The following is a 16559-nucleotide window of genomic DNA, read 5'->3' as shown; positions in this document are numbered from 1 at the left end:
CTCCGGATTCCGCGACACCATAAGGCGCGGCGCCGTCGTGCGGCAGCCTCCGTCTGCGCTGTGTCACCTCAATCCTGTTGTTCTTCCGCCGACTTGATCGAGTCGGGAACACCTGACGGACTAGTCGGATTCAAATGGTTCCTTCCTTTCTATTTTTCCACACTTCCCTCTGCACCCGAAGTGACAGCGAATTCAGTTCTATGGGGAGGCACCAGGTGTTCGGAGCCGCAGTCTGGCGAATGTTGCCGGCCGGTCAGCAACCCGACTGGCCCGACGAGAACGAGCTGAACAACGCCCGCGCGCGGCTCGTCCGCGCGCCGGGTCTCGTACGGGCCCAGGACGTATCCCGGCTCAGGTGGCAGCTGGCCCGGGCCGCACGTGGCGAACTGCACGTGATCCAGGCCGGCGACTGCGCCGAGGACCCGGCGGAGTGCTCGCCCGGGCATGTGGCACGGAAGACGGCGCTGCTCGACGTGCTCGCCGGCGTGCTGAAGGAACGCACACTCAAGCCGGTGCTGCGCGTGGGCCGGCTGGCCGGGCAGTTCGGCAAGCCGCGCTCCAGTCCGTTCGAGACCGTGGACGGCGTCCAGCTGCCGGTGTACCGGGGGCACATGGTCAACCACCCGGAACCCGACCCGGCGCTCCGGCGCCCCGACCCCCGCCGACTCGTCGCCGGGTACGAGGCGGCCGGTGCGACCATGCGGCTGCTCGGCTGGCACGGCGAGCACGGGCCGGACGAGGCGGAGGCGCCGGTGTGGACCAGCCATGAGGCCCTGCTCCTCGACTACGAGGGCGAGCTGCTCCGTACCCAGGACGACGGCTCCGTACTGCTCACCTCGACGCACTGGCCCTGGATCGGCGAGCGCACCCGGCAGCTCGACGGCGCCCATGTCGCTCTGCTCGCGTCCGCCGTCAACCCGGTCGCCGTGAAGGTGGGTCCGGGGATCGACCCCGCCGAGCTGACCGCGCTGTGCGAGCGACTCGACCCGCGGCGGGAGCCGGGCCGGCTCACGCTCATCTCCCGGATGGGCCGGGGCACCGCGGCAGAGCGGCTGCCGGGACTGGTGCGTGCGGTGCACGCGGCCGGCCACCCGGCGCTATGGCTGTGCGATCCGATGCACGGCAACACCGTGAGCGCGCCCGGTGGCGTCAAGACGCGTTATGTATCGACCATTATCGGCGAGGTGGAGGAATTCCAGCAATCCGTGGCCGGGAACGGCGGAACAGCCGCCGGACTCCATCTGGAAACGACTCCCGATCAGGTCCACGAGTGCGTGAGCAATGAGATTCACCTGGTCGAACTCGGCGAGAAATACACATCTTTCTGCGACCCGCGGCTCAATCCCGAGCAGGCACGCGAAGTCGTTTCCGCCTGGCGCGGCTGACCGAAGGAGTACTCAAACATGAAGGAAAGGATTGCCCTGGTCACCGGTGCGGCCGGCGGCATAGGCGAAGCCGTCGTGCGCGCGCTGGCGGCACAAGGCGTGCGCGTCGTCGCGGTCGACCGCGACGCCGACCGGCTGCACGCGACAGTCGGGAGGCTGTCCGCCGTCGGCAGGGTCGAGGCGTTCCCGGGCGATGTGACGTCGAGCGCCGGAGTCGAGGCGTTCGTCGACGAGGTGGAAAGGGCCGTGGGCCCGCTGGACTACCTCGTCAACGCGGCCGGGGTGCTGCGGCTCGGTACGGCGCACACCCTCACGGACGAGGAGTGGAACTCGACGTTCGCGGTCAACACCACGGGCGTGTTCCTCGTGTCCCGGGCTGTCGTCAACCGGATGGTGGCGCGCCGCCGCGGCGCGGTCGTCACGATCGCGTCCAACGCCGCGGGCACCGCACGCACCGAGATGTCGGCCTACGCCGCGTCGAAGGCCGCCGCGACGATGTTCACCAAGTGCCTGGGCCTGGAGGTCGCCAAGTACGGCATCCGCGCCAATGTGGTCGCGCCGGGCTCCACCGACACCCCGATGCTCACGTCGATGTGGCAGGACGAGGGCAGTGCCGAAGCCTCGATCCAGGGGGTACCGGACGCGTTCCGGGTGGGCATCCCGCTGGGCAGGCTGGCACGCCCCGAGGACGTGGCGGAGGCCGTGGTCTTCCTGCTCTCGGACAGGGCCGCGCACATCACCATGCACGACCTCACCGTGGACGGCGGTGCCGCCCTGGGCGTCTGAGTCCGGTGCAGTCCGACAGCCGACCGTGAACCAGAAAGAGGCCTACATGCCAGGTATCCCTGAGATCACGCCCTACCAGATGCCGCCGGCGGGCGAGCTGCCCGCCGGCGTGGACTGGTCGGTCACCCCTGACCGGGCGGTACTGCTCGTCCACGATATGCAGAAGTTCTTCCTGTCCCCGTTCCCGGCCGGGCAGCAGCCCGTCACGGATCTCGTACGCAATGCGAGCCTGCTCCGCGACCGCTGCGCGGCACTCGGCATCCCGGTCGCCTACACGGCGCAGCCGGGCGGCATGACCCCGCAGCAGCGCGGCCTGCTCGCGGACTTCTGGGGGCCGGGCATGACGCCGAGCCCCGAGCACCGGGAGGTGGTCGCGCCGGTCCGGCCCGTCACCGGCGACTGGATGCTCACCAAGTGGCGCTACAGCGCCTTCTTCAGAACCGACCTGCTGGAACGTATGCGCAAGGCGGGCCGCGACCAGCTCATCATCTGCGGCGTGTACGCGCACGTCGGTATCCTGACCACCGCCATAGAAGCGTTCACCCACGACATCTGGACGTTCCTGGTGGCCGACGCCGTCGCCGACTTCAGCCGGGCGGAGCACGAGATGGCCCTTCGGTACGCGGCCGGTCGCTGTGCTGCGGTGACCACCGCCGAGGACGTCCTGCGAGCACTGCCCGTCCACGTCCGGCCGGGTACACGGGCCGACTGCTGCGACGAGGCGGAGGTACTCGCATGAACGACGACCTGTTGACGCGGGTGCTGGCCGAATCCCCCGGGCCTTTCGCGCTGATCCAGCGTCCGGAGTCGGCCGGGGGCGATCGGGTGGACGTGCTTCTCGGTGAGTTCGCGCGGTTCGAGACCCTCGCCGAGCTGCCGCTCCCCGAACCCGGCCGGATCGCGCGGCACGACGTGCTCGTCCTCATCCCGTACCGGCAGATCACCGAACGCGGCTTCGAGGCACCGGACGACGGTACGCCGCTGCTCGCCATGACCGTCGGGGAACAGGCCTCGGTGCCCCTCGACGAGGTGCTGCGGCGTATACCCGACCATCCCGTGTCGCTCTCGGACGGCGGCGGCTTCGACCTCGACGACGCCTCTTACGCCGAGACTGCGCGCCGGATCATCCGCGACGAGATCGGCACCGGCGCCGGCGCCAACTTCGTCCTGCGGCGTTCCTTCGTCGCCGACATCAGCGACTACTCGGTGGCGTCGGCGCTGCGCTTCTTCAGCCGTCTGCTGGAGCAGGAGTCCGGCACGTACTGGAGTTTCATCGTCCACACCGGCGAGCGCACTCTGGTCGGCGCGTCCCCGGAACGGCACATCAGCGTCGCCGGCGGCCGCGCTGTGATGAACCCCATCAGCGGCACCTATCGCTTTCCCTCGGCGGGGCCGGAACTCGACGGCGTCATGGATTTCCTGGCAGACCGCAAGGAAGCCGACGAGCTGTACATGGTCGTCGACGAGGAACTCAAGATGATGGCCCGGATCTGTGACTCCGGCGGCCAGGTCGTCGGGCCCTATCTGAAGGAGATGGCCCGGCTCGCGCACACCGAGTACTTCATCGAGGGGAACACCACCCTCGACCCCCGTGCGGTGCTGCGCGAGACGCTGCTCGCACCGACGGTGACCGGCTCCCCGCTGGAGAGCGCGAGCCGGGTCATCAAACGGTACGAACCGCACGGCCGCGGCTACTACAGCGGCGTCCTCGCCCTGATCGGCCAGGACGGCCACGGGATGCGCAGTCTGGACTCCACGATCCTCATCCGCACCGCGGACATCGACGGCCGCGGCCGGATGCGGATCGGCGTCGGCGCCACCCTCGTGCGGCACTCGGACCCGCTCTCGGAGGTGGCGGAGACCCGGGCGAAGGCCGCAGGACTGCTGGCCGTCCTCGGCCCTCCGGTGCCGCGACGCTTCGGCGACCATCCCCGGGTACGGGACGCGCTCGGCCGACGCAACGAGACGATCGCATCGTTCTGGCTGGAGGAGGAGCGGGGACGCGCACGGCCGGTGCCGCGACTGGCGGGGCGCAAGGTCCTGGTGGTCGACGCCGAGGACACGTTCACCGCGATGATCGCGCACCAGTTGCGGGCCATGAGCATGGAGGTGACGGTCGTACGGTTCGACGAGCCGTACTCCTTCGCCCCGTACGACCTGGTCGTCATGGGGCCCGGTCCGGGCGATCCGCGGGACGCGGCGCACCCGAAGATCGCGCATCTGCGCGAGGCGGTGGACATGCTGCTGCTGGAGCGGCGCCCGTTCCTCGCCGTCTGCCTGAGCCATCAGATGCTGAGTCTGCGGATGGGGCTCGACCTACGGCGCCGGGCGCATCCCAATCAGGGCGTGCAACGGGAGATCGACCTGTTCGACCGACGCGAGCGGGTCGGCTTCTACAACACCTTCGCCGCGCACAGCGTCCTGGACCGCTTCGAGGTGCCGGGGATCGGGACGGTGGAGGCGTGCCGTGAGGCGGAGAGCGGGGAGGTGCACGCGCTGCGCGGACCCGGGTTCCGTTCCATGCAGTTCCATGCCGAGTCGGTGCTCACCGGGGACGGAACGCGCATCGTCAGCGAGGCCCTGGTCGGACTTCTCGAGGAGCAGACCGTATGAGGGCGACGATCGCGTGGTGGGATCTGGCCGGCACCGGACACTCCATCGCCTCGATGCGGAGGTATCTGGCCGACGAGGCCATCGACCACTTCCGCGGGGTCGAGGGGCTGCGGCTGAAGTTCTGGATCGCCGATCCGCGGACCGAGCGGTGGGGCGCGGTCCTGCTGTGGGAGTCCGCCGAGGCCGCGGCGCGCCCGCTGCCGCCGCGCGCCGCCGAGCTCATCGGACGGTCTCCGGCGCAGCACACGGTGTTCGAGGTCGAGGCGGTGCTGGAGGGGCTGCACACGATGCCAGGCCTGCCGGCCGGGCTGCTCACTCCACCGGCTCCGGCGGGTGGGGGCTGAGAGGCGCGGCCGGACCTTCCCCTCACTCTCCATGACGCCGAAGACAAGGACCTGAGGCACCATGGCCGACATCCTCGTCGCGGGCGGCGGCATCGGCGGACTCACCGCGGCGCTCGGCCTCGCGCGGTGCGAACATCGGGTCACGGTTCTCGAACGCAGGGAGATCCGCGCCGACGCGGGGGCCGGTATCCAGCTCGGAGCCAACGCTTTCCGTGTGCTCGGCGTGGGCCGTGAAGTCCGCGAACGTGCCGTCCATGTGGATGAGTTGTGCTTCATGGACGGCACGACGGGCGACCGGGTCATGTCGCTTCCGGTGGCCGGTGCGTACCGGCAGCGGTTCGGTCATCCGTACGCCGTCGCGCACCGCGCGGACCTCTGCCTCCCGCTCCTGGAGGCATGCCGCCGCCATCCGGCGGTCACGCTGCTCGGCGGGCACCACGTCGTGGCGTACGAACAGGACGGGGCACTGGCCACGGCCATGCTCGCCGACGGGCGGCGTGTCACGGGCGACGCCCTGATCTGCGCCAACGGACTGCACTCGGACCCTGTGGGCGGGCCCCGAGTGGCACGTCGTGCACTACCCCAACTCGATCTCGCGGTGCCCCGGGACGACGACGCCCGCTAGACCCGTACTTCGCGGGTGACCGTTTCAGGTCTGTGGCCAGCGGGTTTGTCCGATGTCGGTGTCGAGGAGGTCGAGGAGGTGGAGTTGGACGCCGCGGTTGATCTGGACGGTTGGCGGGTCGGTGACGTTTCCGATCCGGAGGGTGAGTTCGCCGAGGTGGTAGAGGATCATGCGGCCGGTAGGGCGGACCCGTCGGTTGTCCGGGTAGAGGCCGGCCATGGTCTCGTCGGGGCCCAGAGCGCGTCTGACCTGCCGCTCAATCAGACAGAAGACGAGCAGGGCCAGGCAGATGACCTGGATGAGCGCGGCGACGCGCCGGTTGTGCTGCACGAAGACCGGTGCGACCGCGAGGGGGCCCTTGAAGTCGTGGTAGCGCCGCTCGACGGTGCCCTGGCCCTTGTACTGAATCAGGACGTGGGCGGGTCCGGCCTTCTCGGCCGGGACGCTGGTGATCAGCGCCCACCAGCCGTCAACGGCGGCTTCGGCTTCCAGCACGTCCTGGTCGAAGTGCCAGGTGAGGCCCGGGGTGCCCTGCTCGTCGGCGGTGATCTGCCAGCGCAGGCAGGAGGTGACACGGCGCTTGGCGGTGACGACGCCGATCCGGGCGACGATCTTCTCCCGGGTCTTGTAGTGCCGTCCGCCTGCCGCACCGGCGAGCTTGTCGAGGTCTTCGGCGGCCTTGGCCAGTCGCTTGGCCCGGGCCGCCCGCTGGCCGGCCGCGACGGCGGTGGAATGCACCAGGATCCGGCGCACCGTCAGCGACGGGTCGCTTTTGCGGCGCCCGGTCAGCGTGTGAATGTCCTCCAGGACTCGGTAGGTCTCCCGTTCCGTCTCCGGTTTCCTCTCGTCCCGCTCGGGCACCCAGTCGACGGCCTGCGCCTGCTGGGGATCCAGGACCGCGTAGACCTCGTCCTTGATCTGCGCGGCCGGGACGGGCGCGATGAACTCCACACCGGCCTCAAGCAGGGCGGTGATGTTGGAGTAGGACACCAGTTTGGAGTCGGCGACCATCAGAAACTCGTGGGTGCCGGCCATCGACCGCAGGTCTTTCATCGCCCCGACGACCTGGCTGGCCTCGGCCGCGGCGCCGTCGAAGACCCGGGAGTGGACGGGGATACCGCCGTCGGCCGAGACCGCGAGCCCGGACTGGATCTGTTTCAGATCCACGCGCCGGTCCTTTGGATGCCCGTTGCAGGCGATGAGCGGGTACCGCTCGTCCTGCTCCTCGGCAGGGAAAGCGCCATGGACGGACATGCTGGTCATGTCCCAGTGCAGCCGCGAGACATCGATCCCGAACTCGGTGATCGCCCGAGCGCCGACCGTGCCCGCGATGACCTCCAGCTTCGGAGCGATCGCGTCCAGGGCGCGGGCCAGGCGGTCATCATTGAGGAGGTCCGGCGTGATACCGAAGACCTCCTCCACCGCCCAGGTCCTCGCCCAGTCCCCGACGCGCACCAGTGGTGCGGGCGAGGTCAGCCGGTTGGCCACCAGTGCCTCGATGACCTGCCCGTGCGTCAGATGGGCGCTCGCACCGCCTGGACACACTTCGTCGACGATCCCCGCGACGTCCAGCCGGCGCAGAAACTCGGCAGCGACAGGCAGAGCGCCCAGACGCTTCTCCACCACGGACGTCACCACCACTTCAAGGCGCTGACGCTCAGATCGTGGCCGCGGGGACCGGGAAGTCATCGACACATCCGGACCAACGCCATACGACCGGCCCGGGACACTCCCAGACCGGTCACACCATACGAATCAACGACCCGCGAAGTACGGGACTAGATGGTCGCCGGTGCGCCTGCCCGGCGGTCCCGGCACTCGGTTCCCTCCCCGGCCTGTCGGGAAAGGCGCGGCGGGTGCTGGAACCGGGCCGGGACTGGAGGGCCTGGACGCTGTACGACCGGGAACCGGTCGAGTGCTGGACGGACAGCCGGGTTGCGCCGCTCGGTGACGCGGCGCACCCGATGCTCCAGTACGCGGCACAGGGCGCCTGCCAGACGGTCGAGGACGCGGCGGTCCTGAGCGAACTGCTCCGGGGCCACCCGGCCGGTTTCGTCCAGCTCCTGGAGAAGTACAGCGCGCCGCGCCGGAAGCGCACGGCACGGGTGCAGTTGGTCGCACGGGAGATGGGGAGCCGCCTCTACCACGCGGCGAGCTCCGCGCGAACCGAACGCAACACGATGCTCTCCGCACTGTCGGCCGGCGCCATGTGCGACAAAGTGGCCTGGCTCCGCGAGGCCGCCCCACTCGTGCGGGCGAGGTGACACAGTGCCCGTCCGCCTTTCGGCCGAAGCCCTCGCTCCGGGGCATCGTGACTCCTGGATGACGCTCGCCGTGCCGCACCGGGAGATCCGGGCGTGAAGGGCGCCGTCCGCCCGCGCACGCTCCGAGCGGAGCCGTACCGCCCGGCCCCCCTCATCCGTCCACTCACGCAACGAGGAGTCCTCTCCGCCATGGTCAAGATCGCCGTCGTCCACTACTCGTCCACCGGCAACGTGCACAAGCTGGCCGTCGCCGCCGCCGAGGCCGCGGAGAAGGAAGGGGCCGAGGTCCGGCTGCTGCGTATCCCGGCGCTCCCCCGCGACACCGTCGTTCCCGGCACGGAGGAGGCGGTCGCCGCGCAGACAGCCGCGGCCCGGTCCGTCCCCGAGGTCACCCTGGACGACCTGCTGTGGGCCGACGGCATCCTGCTCGGCAGCCCGGTCCGGTTCGGCATGCCGGCGGCCCCGGTGTCGGCGTTCATCGACTCCACCGCACCGGTCTCGATCCCGGGCGAGCTGGCAGACAAGGTCGTCTCCGCGTTCACCTCCGGCTCGGCACCGCACGGCGGCCACGAGACGACGCTGATGGCGCTCTACAACGCCGTGTGCCACTGGGGTTCGCTCATCGTCGCCACCGGCTCCACCGGCGAGGTCCTGTACCGCCCCGAGAACGGCAACCCGTACGGCAGCAGCAGCGTCACCCGCAACCGTCCCGGCAACGTGCACGAGGACAACCTCGAAGCCGTCCGCTTCCAGACCCGTCGCGTCGTCGTGGTCGCCGAGACCCTCGCACGAGGCCGGACGACCTGCGGCTGAACATCTGTCGTACCCGCCCGCATTCCGGCCCCCGCGGGGGCAGTCGAAGACCTGAAGGGAAGACCTTGATCACCACCGGCCGATACGAACGGGGACCGGCCTCATCGGCCGTAGCGATCCTCGGCACCGGTTCCTGGCTGCCCTCCCACGTCGTGACCAACGACGAGGTGGGCGCTCCGGCAGGCGTCGACCACGACTGGATCCTGGGCAAGACCGGTATCCGGGAGAGGCGCTGGGCCAAACCCGACGAGGCCACGTCCGACCTGGCCGCCGCGGCGGGCCTCGCCGCCTTGGAGGCCGCGGGCATCCTCGGCTCGGAACTCTCCCTGGTCGTCGTGGCCACCTCCACCCCGGACCAGCCCCAGCCACCGACGGCCAGCGCGGTGGCCGACGCCGTCGGCGCGGGCTTCGGCACCACGGCCTTCGACCTCAACGCCGTCTGCAGCGGGTTCGTCTTCGCCCTGGCGGCGGCGGAGCGGATGCTGCGCGGTACCGACGGCTACGCGCTCGTCATCGGCGCGGACATCTACTCCCGCATCCTCGACCGGCACGACCGCCGCACCACGATCCTGTTCGGCGACGGCGCGGGCGCGGTCGTGCTCGGCCCGGCCGACGGCACCGGCCGGATGCACGGCGCCCGCCTCACCGGGTTCGGCGCGGACCGCGACCTGATACAGGTTCCCGCCGGCGGCAGCAGACTGCCCGCCTCGGAGCAGACCCTGCGCGAGGGGATGCACCACTTCGTCATGAACGGGCGCGCGGTCCGTGACTTCGTCGCGCAGCAGGTACCTCCGGCCATCTCGATGTTCCTGGCGGACAACGGCATGCGCCCGCAGGACGTGGACCACTTCGTCCCCCATCAGGCCAACGGCCGGATGCTGGAGAATCTCGCCCGCGGCGTCGGCATCCCCCTCGACCGCACGCACACGACGTTCGAGGAGTACGGCAACACCGGCTCCGCGTCCGTCCCCGTCACGCTCGACCGGGCGGCTCGTTCCGGAGCGGTCAAGCAGGGCGACCTCGTACTCCTCGCAGGCTTCGGCGGCGGCATGGCCATGGGCCTCGCGCTGCTCACCTGGTGATCCAGCCATGACACAGGAAGGGAACGACATGCTGAACGAGGCTCAAGTGGAGGCGTACCTCGCGCGGATCGGCGCCTCCCGGCCCGCCGTCGCGGACCTCGACGCACTGCGCGTCCTCCAGCAACGGCACTGCCTGACCGTGCCGTTCGAGAACCTCGACTACCACCTCGACCAGCCCGTCCACATGGACGAGCAGGTCCTGGAGAAGATCGTCGACCGTCGCCGGGGCGGCGGCTGCTACGAGCTCAACCCCGCCTTCGGCTACCTGCTGCGCGCCCTCGGCTACCAGGTCGATTTCCTGCCCGGCCAGGTCCACCGCCCGGACGGGCCGGGGCCGTACATGGGGCATCTGGCCCTGCGGGTCCGACTCGATGAACCCTGGCTCGTGGACGTCGGTTTCGGCCGCAACAGCCGTACGCCGCTCCGCTTCGCCACGGCCGAGCCGCAGCCGGACGTCCAGGGCGACTACCGGGTGGTAAGGGCCGAGGGCGAGGGCGCCTGGGGCCACGACGTGCTGCTGAACGGCAAGCCCCTGTACCGGATCGATGAACGCGTCATGCAGGTGGGCGACTTCGGGCCGACCCTGTGGTGGTGGCGGACCGCCCCCGAGTCACCGTTCCTCCAGGACCTGTTCTGCTCGATGCCGACCGAGGACGGAAAGGTCACGCTCAAGGGTGACCGGCTGACCGTGATCGCCGGCGGCGAGCGCACCACCGAGGAGCTCGGGGACGACGAGGCGATCCGTGCCGCCTACCGCAAGCACTTCGGCTTCGACCTCGACCGGGTGCCCCGGCCCCCGCGGCGGGCCGGCAGCGGCATCGAGACGGGCTGAGCACGGCATGACCCACACGTCGCGCGCGGCCGCGGACCTTGCCGCCACAGCACTCCACGGACCACCCACCGACCCCGCCGAGCTCCCCGCCGCATTCGAGCGGGCCTTCAACTCCGGTGAAATCGACGCGGTGGACCGGCTGTTCGCACCCGGAGCGGTCTTCGTCACCGCCCCCGGCCTGAGCGTTCGAGACGATGAACGGCGCGCCGCGAACGCCGATTTCCTCGGGCTCGGGATCCCGATCCGGCTCACCCCGCGCCACACCTACGTCTGCGACGACACCGCCCTGCTCATCGGCGACTACGTCATCTCGGGCAACGGACCGGACGGGGCCCCGGTGCACCTGGAAGGCTCGGCCACCGACGTGGCCCGCCGCGGAAGCGACGGCCGTTGGCGCTATCTCATCGACAACCCCTCCGGCACCGACCGCCCCTGATCCGTCGCGAACAACGGGACCCGGCTCCGTACGCCCGGACCCGCACGATCCCCTCTGGAAGGAAGACCTTGCCGACCACCGCCGACCAGGACCTCAGCGTCCTCGACCTGCCCTTCGACTCCGCACCCGATCCCGAGGAGTTCCTGCGCGCCGCGCTGCGCTGGCACTTCTCGCCCGAGACGGGGTCACCGTTCTGGCTGGAACGCGCCGCGCACCTGGGCTTCGACCCGCTGACCGACATCCGCACCTTCGCCGACCTCACGCGCTTCCCGAACCTCGCGGGCTCGCTGCGCGACGTCCGCGGCGAGGATCTCGTACCACGCGGCTACGGCAAGCGCCCCGATGTCGTAGGGGTCTACGAGAGCGGCGGCACCACCGGCGCCCCCAAGCGGATCGTACTGCTGCGTGACTGGCTGGACAGGCTGCTCGCCTGGAGCAGTGCGCAGCTGGACGCGCACGGCATCCCGCAGGACGTCAACTGGCTCGTCGTCGCGCCGACCGGCCCGCACATGGTCGGCGATGTCATCAAGCAGCAGACGGCCCTGCGCGGCGGGCTCGCGTTCATGGTCGACCTCGATCCGCGCTGGGTGAAACGGCTCATCGCCGACGGCAAGGGCGCGGAGGCGGGCGCGTACGCCGAGCACATAGTGGACCAGGTCGCCCATGTGCTGCGTACCCAGGACATCGGCGTGCTGATGTGCACCCCTCCGGTGCTGGAGCGCCTCTCCCAGCGGGAGGACCTCGCCGAGCTGATCGGTGGCAAGGTGCGGGCGATCAACTGGGTCGGCACCCAGATGGACGCCGACACCAGGCACCTCTACCGGACCGAGATCTTCCCCGAGGCCAAGCTGTACAGCGGTTACGGCTCCACGATGATCCTGGGCAACGCCAGCGAGCGGCCCGGCCTGAGCGACGACGAGCCGTGCGTCTACGACCCGTGGTCCCCGTACATGACGTTCTCCGTCATCGATCCCCTGACGGGCCGCCCGGTGGAGTACGGCGAGCGCGGGCAGGTCGTCATGCATCACGTCAGCAAGAGCTTCTTCATGCCGAACAACCTGGAGCGCGACACCGGCATCCGTATGCCGCCGCCGGCCGGCACCGCGCAGACCGGGGACTCCGTCGCCGACATCGCACCGGTCCTCGAGTTCGACAACGAGACCGTCATCGAAGGGGTCTACTGAGATGCCCGCTCCCATCGAACTGGACGCGCTCGGCCCGAACGGGACGTTCCGTGCCCGCAACCGCATCACCATCAGTGACGTGGCGGGTGATCCGGTCGCCGAACTCGGCCTGGTCCCCAGGCTGTTCGTCTCGCGCACGATGAAGGCGCTGCACCGGGCCCGGTCACTGCCGGTCGCCGAGCGCCTGACCGCCCTGACCCGGGCCGCCCGAATCTTCGCCGAGGACGTCATCGGCGGCCTCTCCTTCGCGGAGTACGAGCACACGGTGGCCCGGGTCTCGGGCGTCCCGCTGTCCGTGGTACGCGCGGCCACCGCCGCCATTATCGACTCCGCCGAGCAGGCCGAGCACGTGACGGACGTGCCGCGCCCGCGAGGCGCCGTCGCCGACTGGCGCGACCCGCGCACCGAACAGGGCAGCGCCGTGTGGACCCGGCGCGGGAACGTCTTCGCCGTGCACGCCGCAGGCAACCACCCCGGACCGCACTCGCTGTGGCTGGAGGCTCTCGCCCTCGGCTACCGGGTGGCTGTGCGGCCCTCGCGGCGCGAGCCGTTCACACCGCACCGGCTGATCAGCGCGCTGCGCCTGGCCGGCTTCGGCACCGACCAGGTCGTGCTGCTCCCCACCGACCACGACGCCGCCGACGAGGTGCTGCGCGGTGCCGACTTCGGTCTGGTATACGGCGGCGACGAAGTGGTCCGCAAGTACGCGGGAAGCAACATCCTGCCGCAGGGGCCGGGCCGTTCCAAGATCCTCGTCACCGCGGACACCGACTGGCGTGAGCACCTCGACACCATCGTCGACTCGATCAGCCATCAGGGCGGCGTCGCCTGTATCAATGCCACGACGGTCCTGGTCGACGGAGACCCGGCACCACTCGCCGCAGCCATCGCCGAACGGCTCCGGGACATCGTGAGCCTGCCTCCCGAGGACGAGAAGGCGCGCCTCGCGGTACAGCCGGTAGCCGGTGCCCGGGCCCTCGAGGAGTATCTGCTCGCCCAGGCCAGAGGCTGTGTCGCCCACCTCGGCGGCGACGGGATCGTCGAGGAACTGCCGACGGGCGGCGCGGTGCTGCGCCCCGCCGTGCACCAGTTGGACCGGCCCGACGCACGGCAGGCGAGCATCGAACTGCCCTTCCCCTGCGTATGGGTGGCTCCCTGGAAACCCGCGGACGGCATCGGCCCGATGCACAACACCCTGGTGCTCACCGCGTACACCGACGACGAGACGCTGATCGACTCGCTGCTCCAGGAGCCGACGATCAGCAACGTCTACCTCGGCGACCACCCCACATACTGGATCAGGCCGGGTGTCCCGCACGACGGATACCTCGGCGAGTTCCTGATGCGCACGAAGACCGTGATCCGCGGCTGACGCGCGTCCACGGGCCATTCCCCGTCAACGACCGCCGACCCCGTGCCCCGCACGGGGCCGGCGGCTTTTCCCCGTCCGCCCTCCCACCCTCATCCGAAGGCACCCACCCATGGCAGTCCGCCTCAACCACACCATCCTCACCGCCCTCGACCGCGACGCCACCGCCGCGTTCCTGTCCGACATCCTGGGCCTGCCGGCACCACGCCCCTACGGCCCGTTCCTGGTCCTTCAGCTGTCCAACGAGGTGTCTCTGGACATCCTCGCCGCCGCCGACGCACTCTCCGGCCCGGTGTCCGAGATCACTTCCCAGCACTACGCCTTCCTCGTCGACGAGGAGGAGTTCGACGCGATCTTCGGCCGGGTGCGGGACCGGGGCCTGGCCTACTGGGCCGACCCCTTCAAGCGGCACCCCGGCCGGATCGGCGGCTGGGCCGGGGGACGCAACGTCTACTTCGACGACCCCGACGGCCACAGCATCGAAATCATGACCCGCCCCCACGAAATGGACTGACGATGACCACAGTTCCGGGCACAGCCCGAGGCCCGGCCCTCACCGGCACGGTCCTGCGCCCCGGTGACGCGGGCTACGACGAGGAACGGCTCGGCTACAACCGGGCCCTCGACCACCGGCCCGCCGTCGTCGTCGGCGCACACACCGCCGAGGACGTCCGCACCGCGGTCCGGTACGCGGCCGGGGCCGGGCTCGCAGTCGCCGTACAGGCCACCGGACACGGCCTCTCGCACTCCGCCGAAGCACAGTTGATGATCAGCACCCGCCGGATGAACGCGGTCGGCATCGACCCGGAGAGCCGCACCGCGACAGTCGCGGCCGGTGCGTCCTGGCACGACGTCCTGGCCAGGACGGCACCGCACGGGCTCGCGCCCCTGAGCGGTTCGAACCCCGGCGTGGGTGCGGTCGGCTACACCGTCGGCGGCGGGCTCGGACTGCTCGGCCGGCGCTTCGGCTACGCGGCCGACCATGTGCGCCGCCTGGACGTCGTCACCGCGGACGGGCGTCTGCGGATCGCCGGCCCCGAGTGCGAACCCGACCTGTTCTGGGCCCTGCGCGGCGGCAAGGGAGGCTTCGGAGTCGTCGTCTCCATGGAGATCGGCCTGTTCCCGGTGGCCCGGCTCTACGGCGGCGGGCTCTACTTCGGCGCCGAGCACTCGGCCGCGGTCCTGCACACGTACGCCCGCTGGTGCGCCGCCGTCCCCGATGAGATGTCCTCGTCGGTCCAGCTGATCGGCTATCCCGACCTGCCGGCGGTTCCCCAGGAGTTGCGCGGCCGGCACATCACCCACATCCGCGTCGCCTTCTCCGGGGACCCGGACCAGGGCAAGGCCTGGGTGCGGCCGTTACGCGCGGCGGGCACCGCCCTGCGGGACACGGTCACCGAGATACCGTACGCGGAGGCCGGTTCGATCCATCACGAACCCCCCGGCCCAGTGTCGGTGTACGACCGGAACGCCGCCCTGCGCGAGCTGTCCCCCGACGCGGTCGACGCCCTGCTCGCCCTGGCCGGGCCGGGTGCCGGAGCTCCGTACTTCGTGGAGATCCGCCACCACGGCGGCGCCTACGCCCGGTCCCCCGAGGTGCCCAACGCGGTCGCCGGCCGGGATGCGGGGTTCCTGCTCTTCTCCACCTCGGTCCTCGGATCGGACGGACCGGGCCGGGTAAGGGCCGCTCACGACGAGTTGTACGCGACGATGCGCCCGTGGGGCACGGGTGGCGCCTTCGTGAACTTCTTCGGCATCGACGACACCTCCCCCGAACGGGTCCGCGGGGCCTACCGGGCGGAGGACCACGCACGGCTTGTCTCGCTCAAGGAACGGTACGACCCGGACGACCTGTTCCGCCTCACGTACGGAATCGGCCCGCACAGGCGCCGGAGTTCCTGAGCTTCGGGGCTGCAGGCCGGAAGGGGGACGGGCCACACGGCCCGTCCCCCCGTCTGTGTGCCGCGAATCAGGCGGTGAAGTCGGCGGCGTGGTCGGCCGCCCACTCGGCGAAGGTCCGGGCGGGCCGCCCGGTGATCCGCTCGACCGTGTCCGAGAGCTCGGTCGGCACACCGTCGGAGTGCTCCCAGTAGCCGAACACCGCGTCGGCCACCCAGTCGGGCACGATTTCCTTCAAGTCCTCGCGAGCCTGCTCGGGGGTGCGCTCCTCGAACTGCAGCGGCCTGCCGGTGACCGCAGAGATGATCTCCAGCTGACGGCGCTGCGTCACCGACTCGGGCCCGCTGATGAAGTAGCTCTTCCCCTCGTGGCCGGGGTCGGTCAGCGCCTTCACGGCGACGGCCGCGATGTCCTTCTCGTGGATGCAGTCGCTGTGCGACCCGGGGTAGGGGAAGCGGACCTTCCCCTCCGCCCTGATGCTCTGCGGCCAGCCCCACATCAGGATGTTGGTGGCGAAGTTGTGCGGGCGCAGGAAGGTGTACGCGATGCCGGAGGCGGCGATCGCCGCCTCGGCCGCCCGGTGCATGCCCGCGATGGGCTCCTGCCCCGGGAACGCCTCCGCGACTGTCTGGGACGACAGCAGCACGATCTGCTTCACCCCGGACGCGCGCGCCGCCTCCAGGAACGTGTCCATGCCCTGGGGGAAGGGGTAGAGGAAGACCTTCTCCACCCCGGCGAGGGCCGTGGAGAGCGTTTCGGGCCGGGTGGCGTCGAAGGCCACGGTGTCCACGGTCTCGGAAAGGTTCAGCTTCTGCGGGGTGCGGGCGCCGGCACGGACAGCCGCGCCCTGCCCGACCAGCTGCCTCAGAACCTCACGGCCGACCTGCCCGGTGGCGCCGGTGACCAGAATCTGTGCGGGGGGCATCT

Annotated in this window: 17 protein-coding genes; 15 read left to right on the top strand and 2 right to left on the bottom strand. The window is 70.5% G+C overall.

The window, feature by feature from the left end:
• The first annotated feature begins 200 nt into the window (after positions 1–200).
• The 6 genes from DNK56_RS08920 to DNK56_RS08895 all read left to right on the top strand — a co-directional run bounded on the left by DNK56_RS08920 (position 201) and on the right by DNK56_RS08895 (position 5753).
• Positions 201–1385 carry a 3-deoxy-7-phosphoheptulonate synthase gene (locus tag DNK56_RS08920; protein WP_199563810.1) on the top strand — a complete coding sequence of 395 codons (1185 nt, stop codon included), beginning with the start codon at positions 201–203 and terminating at the stop codon, positions 1383–1385.
• Positions 1386–1403: 18 nt separating this feature from the next.
• Positions 1404–2171 (top strand): 2,3-dihydro-2,3-dihydroxybenzoate dehydrogenase, encoded by a 768-nt coding sequence (locus tag DNK56_RS08915; protein WP_111332165.1) that lies wholly within the window; start codon positions 1404–1406, stop codon positions 2169–2171.
• A 46-nt stretch (positions 2172–2217) separates the two neighbouring features.
• A complete protein-coding gene (locus DNK56_RS08910) occupies positions 2218–2910 on the top strand; it encodes an isochorismatase family protein (protein ID WP_111332163.1) in 693 nt (230 codons plus the stop codon).
• Positions 2907–4784 (top strand): anthranilate synthase family protein, encoded by a 1878-nt coding sequence (locus DNK56_RS08905; RefSeq protein WP_111332161.1) that lies wholly within the window; start codon positions 2907–2909, stop codon positions 4782–4784. The genes DNK56_RS08910 and DNK56_RS08905 overlap by 4 nt, the downstream gene beginning before the upstream one ends.
• Positions 4781–5128 carry a hypothetical protein gene (locus DNK56_RS08900; protein WP_111332159.1) on the top strand — a complete coding sequence of 116 codons (348 nt, stop codon included), beginning with the start codon at positions 4781–4783 and terminating at the stop codon, positions 5126–5128. Before DNK56_RS08905 ends, DNK56_RS08900 begins: the two co-directional genes overlap by 4 nt.
• Positions 5129–5189: 61 nt before the next feature.
• Complete coding sequence (locus DNK56_RS08895; protein WP_241989813.1) at positions 5190–5753, top strand: FAD-dependent monooxygenase; 564 nt, start codon at positions 5190–5192, stop codon at positions 5751–5753.
• Positions 5754–5777: 24 nt separating this feature from the next.
• Here the strand turns inward: DNK56_RS08895 and DNK56_RS35840 are convergent, their stop codons facing one another.
• The gene (locus tag DNK56_RS35840; RefSeq protein WP_241989812.1) at positions 5778–7379 is read right to left on the bottom strand and encodes an IS1634 family transposase; all 1602 of its coding nucleotides are present in this window, start codon (positions 7377–7379) and stop codon (positions 5778–5780) included.
• Positions 7380–7609: 230 nt separating this feature from the next.
• Between DNK56_RS35840 and DNK56_RS08885 the strand changes: the two genes are divergently transcribed.
• The 9 genes from DNK56_RS08885 to DNK56_RS08845 all read left to right on the top strand — a co-directional run bounded on the left by DNK56_RS08885 (position 7610) and on the right by DNK56_RS08845 (position 15635).
• A complete protein-coding gene (locus DNK56_RS08885) occupies positions 7610–8017 on the top strand; it encodes a hypothetical protein (protein WP_111332157.1) in 408 nt (135 codons plus the stop codon).
• A 189-nt stretch (positions 8018–8206) separates the two neighbouring features.
• Positions 8207–8830 (top strand): flavodoxin family protein, encoded by a 624-nt coding sequence (locus DNK56_RS08880; protein ID WP_111332155.1) that lies wholly within the window; start codon positions 8207–8209, stop codon positions 8828–8830.
• A gap of 65 nt (positions 8831–8895) precedes the next feature.
• On the top strand, positions 8896–9912 hold the full coding sequence (locus DNK56_RS08875) for a 3-oxoacyl-ACP synthase III family protein (protein ID WP_241989811.1): 1017 nt from the start codon (positions 8896–8898) through the stop codon (positions 9910–9912).
• A gap of 7 nt (positions 9913–9919) precedes the next feature.
• On the top strand, positions 9920–10744 hold the full coding sequence (locus DNK56_RS08870) for an arylamine N-acetyltransferase family protein (RefSeq protein WP_241989810.1): 825 nt from the start codon (positions 9920–9922) through the stop codon (positions 10742–10744).
• A 7-nt stretch (positions 10745–10751) separates the two neighbouring features.
• Entirely contained in the window at positions 10752–11180 is a 429-nt protein-coding gene (locus DNK56_RS08865) for a YybH family protein (protein ID WP_111332151.1), read from the top strand.
• Between the two features lie 68 nt (positions 11181–11248).
• Positions 11249–12364, top strand: coding sequence for an AMP-binding protein (locus DNK56_RS08860; RefSeq protein WP_111332149.1), 1116 nt, complete (start codon positions 11249–11251; stop codon positions 12362–12364).
• Between the two features lies 1 nt (position 12365).
• On the top strand, positions 12366–13736 hold the full coding sequence (locus DNK56_RS08855) for an aldehyde dehydrogenase family protein (RefSeq protein ID WP_111332147.1): 1371 nt from the start codon (positions 12366–12368) through the stop codon (positions 13734–13736).
• Between the two features lie 109 nt (positions 13737–13845).
• A complete protein-coding gene (locus DNK56_RS08850) occupies positions 13846–14247 on the top strand; it encodes a VOC family protein (RefSeq protein WP_111332145.1) in 402 nt (133 codons plus the stop codon).
• A 2-nt stretch (positions 14248–14249) separates the two neighbouring features.
• On the top strand, positions 14250–15635 hold the full coding sequence (locus DNK56_RS08845) for an FAD-binding oxidoreductase (protein WP_111332143.1): 1386 nt from the start codon (positions 14250–14252) through the stop codon (positions 15633–15635).
• 67 nt (positions 15636–15702) lie between these two features.
• On the opposite strand, the gene DNK56_RS08840 is transcribed toward DNK56_RS08845, so the two are convergent.
• Entirely contained in the window at positions 15703–16557 is an 855-nt protein-coding gene (locus DNK56_RS08840; protein WP_111332141.1) for an NAD(P)H-binding protein, read from the bottom strand.
• Positions 16558–16559: the final 2 nt, after the last annotated feature.

The sequence above is a fragment of the Streptomyces sp. AC1-42W genome (genome assembly GCF_003248355.1).
Classification (GTDB): Bacteria; Actinomycetota; Actinomycetes; order Streptomycetales; family Streptomycetaceae; genus Streptomyces.
The sequence above is the reverse complement of the archived record's forward strand: the minus strand, read 5'-3'. Positions and strand labels throughout refer to the sequence as shown.

Excerpts from the sequence above, each read along its gene's own strand:
- DNK56_RS08920 (WP_199563810.1), top strand. The coding sequence starts at position 201 with ATGGGGAGGCACCAGGTGTTCGGAGCCGCAGTCTGGCGAATGTTGCCG.
- DNK56_RS08915 (WP_111332165.1), top strand. The coding sequence starts at position 1,404 with ATGAAGGAAAGGATTGCCCTGGTCACCGGTGCGGCCGGCGGCATAGGC.
- DNK56_RS08910 (WP_111332163.1), top strand. The coding sequence starts at position 2,218 with ATGCCAGGTATCCCTGAGATCACGCCCTACCAGATGCCGCCGGCGGGC.
- DNK56_RS08905 (WP_111332161.1), top strand. The coding sequence starts at position 2,907 with ATGAACGACGACCTGTTGACGCGGGTGCTGGCCGAATCCCCCGGGCCT.
- DNK56_RS08900 (WP_111332159.1), top strand. The coding sequence starts at position 4,781 with ATGAGGGCGACGATCGCGTGGTGGGATCTGGCCGGCACCGGACACTCC.
- DNK56_RS08895 (WP_241989813.1), top strand. The coding sequence starts at position 5,190 with ATGGCCGACATCCTCGTCGCGGGCGGCGGCATCGGCGGACTCACCGCG.
- DNK56_RS08880 (WP_111332155.1), top strand. The coding sequence starts at position 8,207 with ATGGTCAAGATCGCCGTCGTCCACTACTCGTCCACCGGCAACGTGCAC.
- DNK56_RS08870 (WP_241989810.1), top strand. The coding sequence starts at position 9,920 with ATGACACAGGAAGGGAACGACATGCTGAACGAGGCTCAAGTGGAGGCG.
- DNK56_RS08865 (WP_111332151.1), top strand. The coding sequence starts at position 10,752 with ATGACCCACACGTCGCGCGCGGCCGCGGACCTTGCCGCCACAGCACTC.
- DNK56_RS08855 (WP_111332147.1), top strand. The coding sequence starts at position 12,366 with ATGCCCGCTCCCATCGAACTGGACGCGCTCGGCCCGAACGGGACGTTC.
- DNK56_RS08850 (WP_111332145.1), top strand. The coding sequence starts at position 13,846 with ATGGCAGTCCGCCTCAACCACACCATCCTCACCGCCCTCGACCGCGAC.
- DNK56_RS08845 (WP_111332143.1), top strand. The coding sequence starts at position 14,250 with ATGACCACAGTTCCGGGCACAGCCCGAGGCCCGGCCCTCACCGGCACG.
- DNK56_RS08840 (WP_111332141.1), bottom strand. The coding sequence starts at position 16,557 with ATGCCCCCCGCACAGATTCTGGTCACCGGCGCCACCGGGCAGGTCGGC.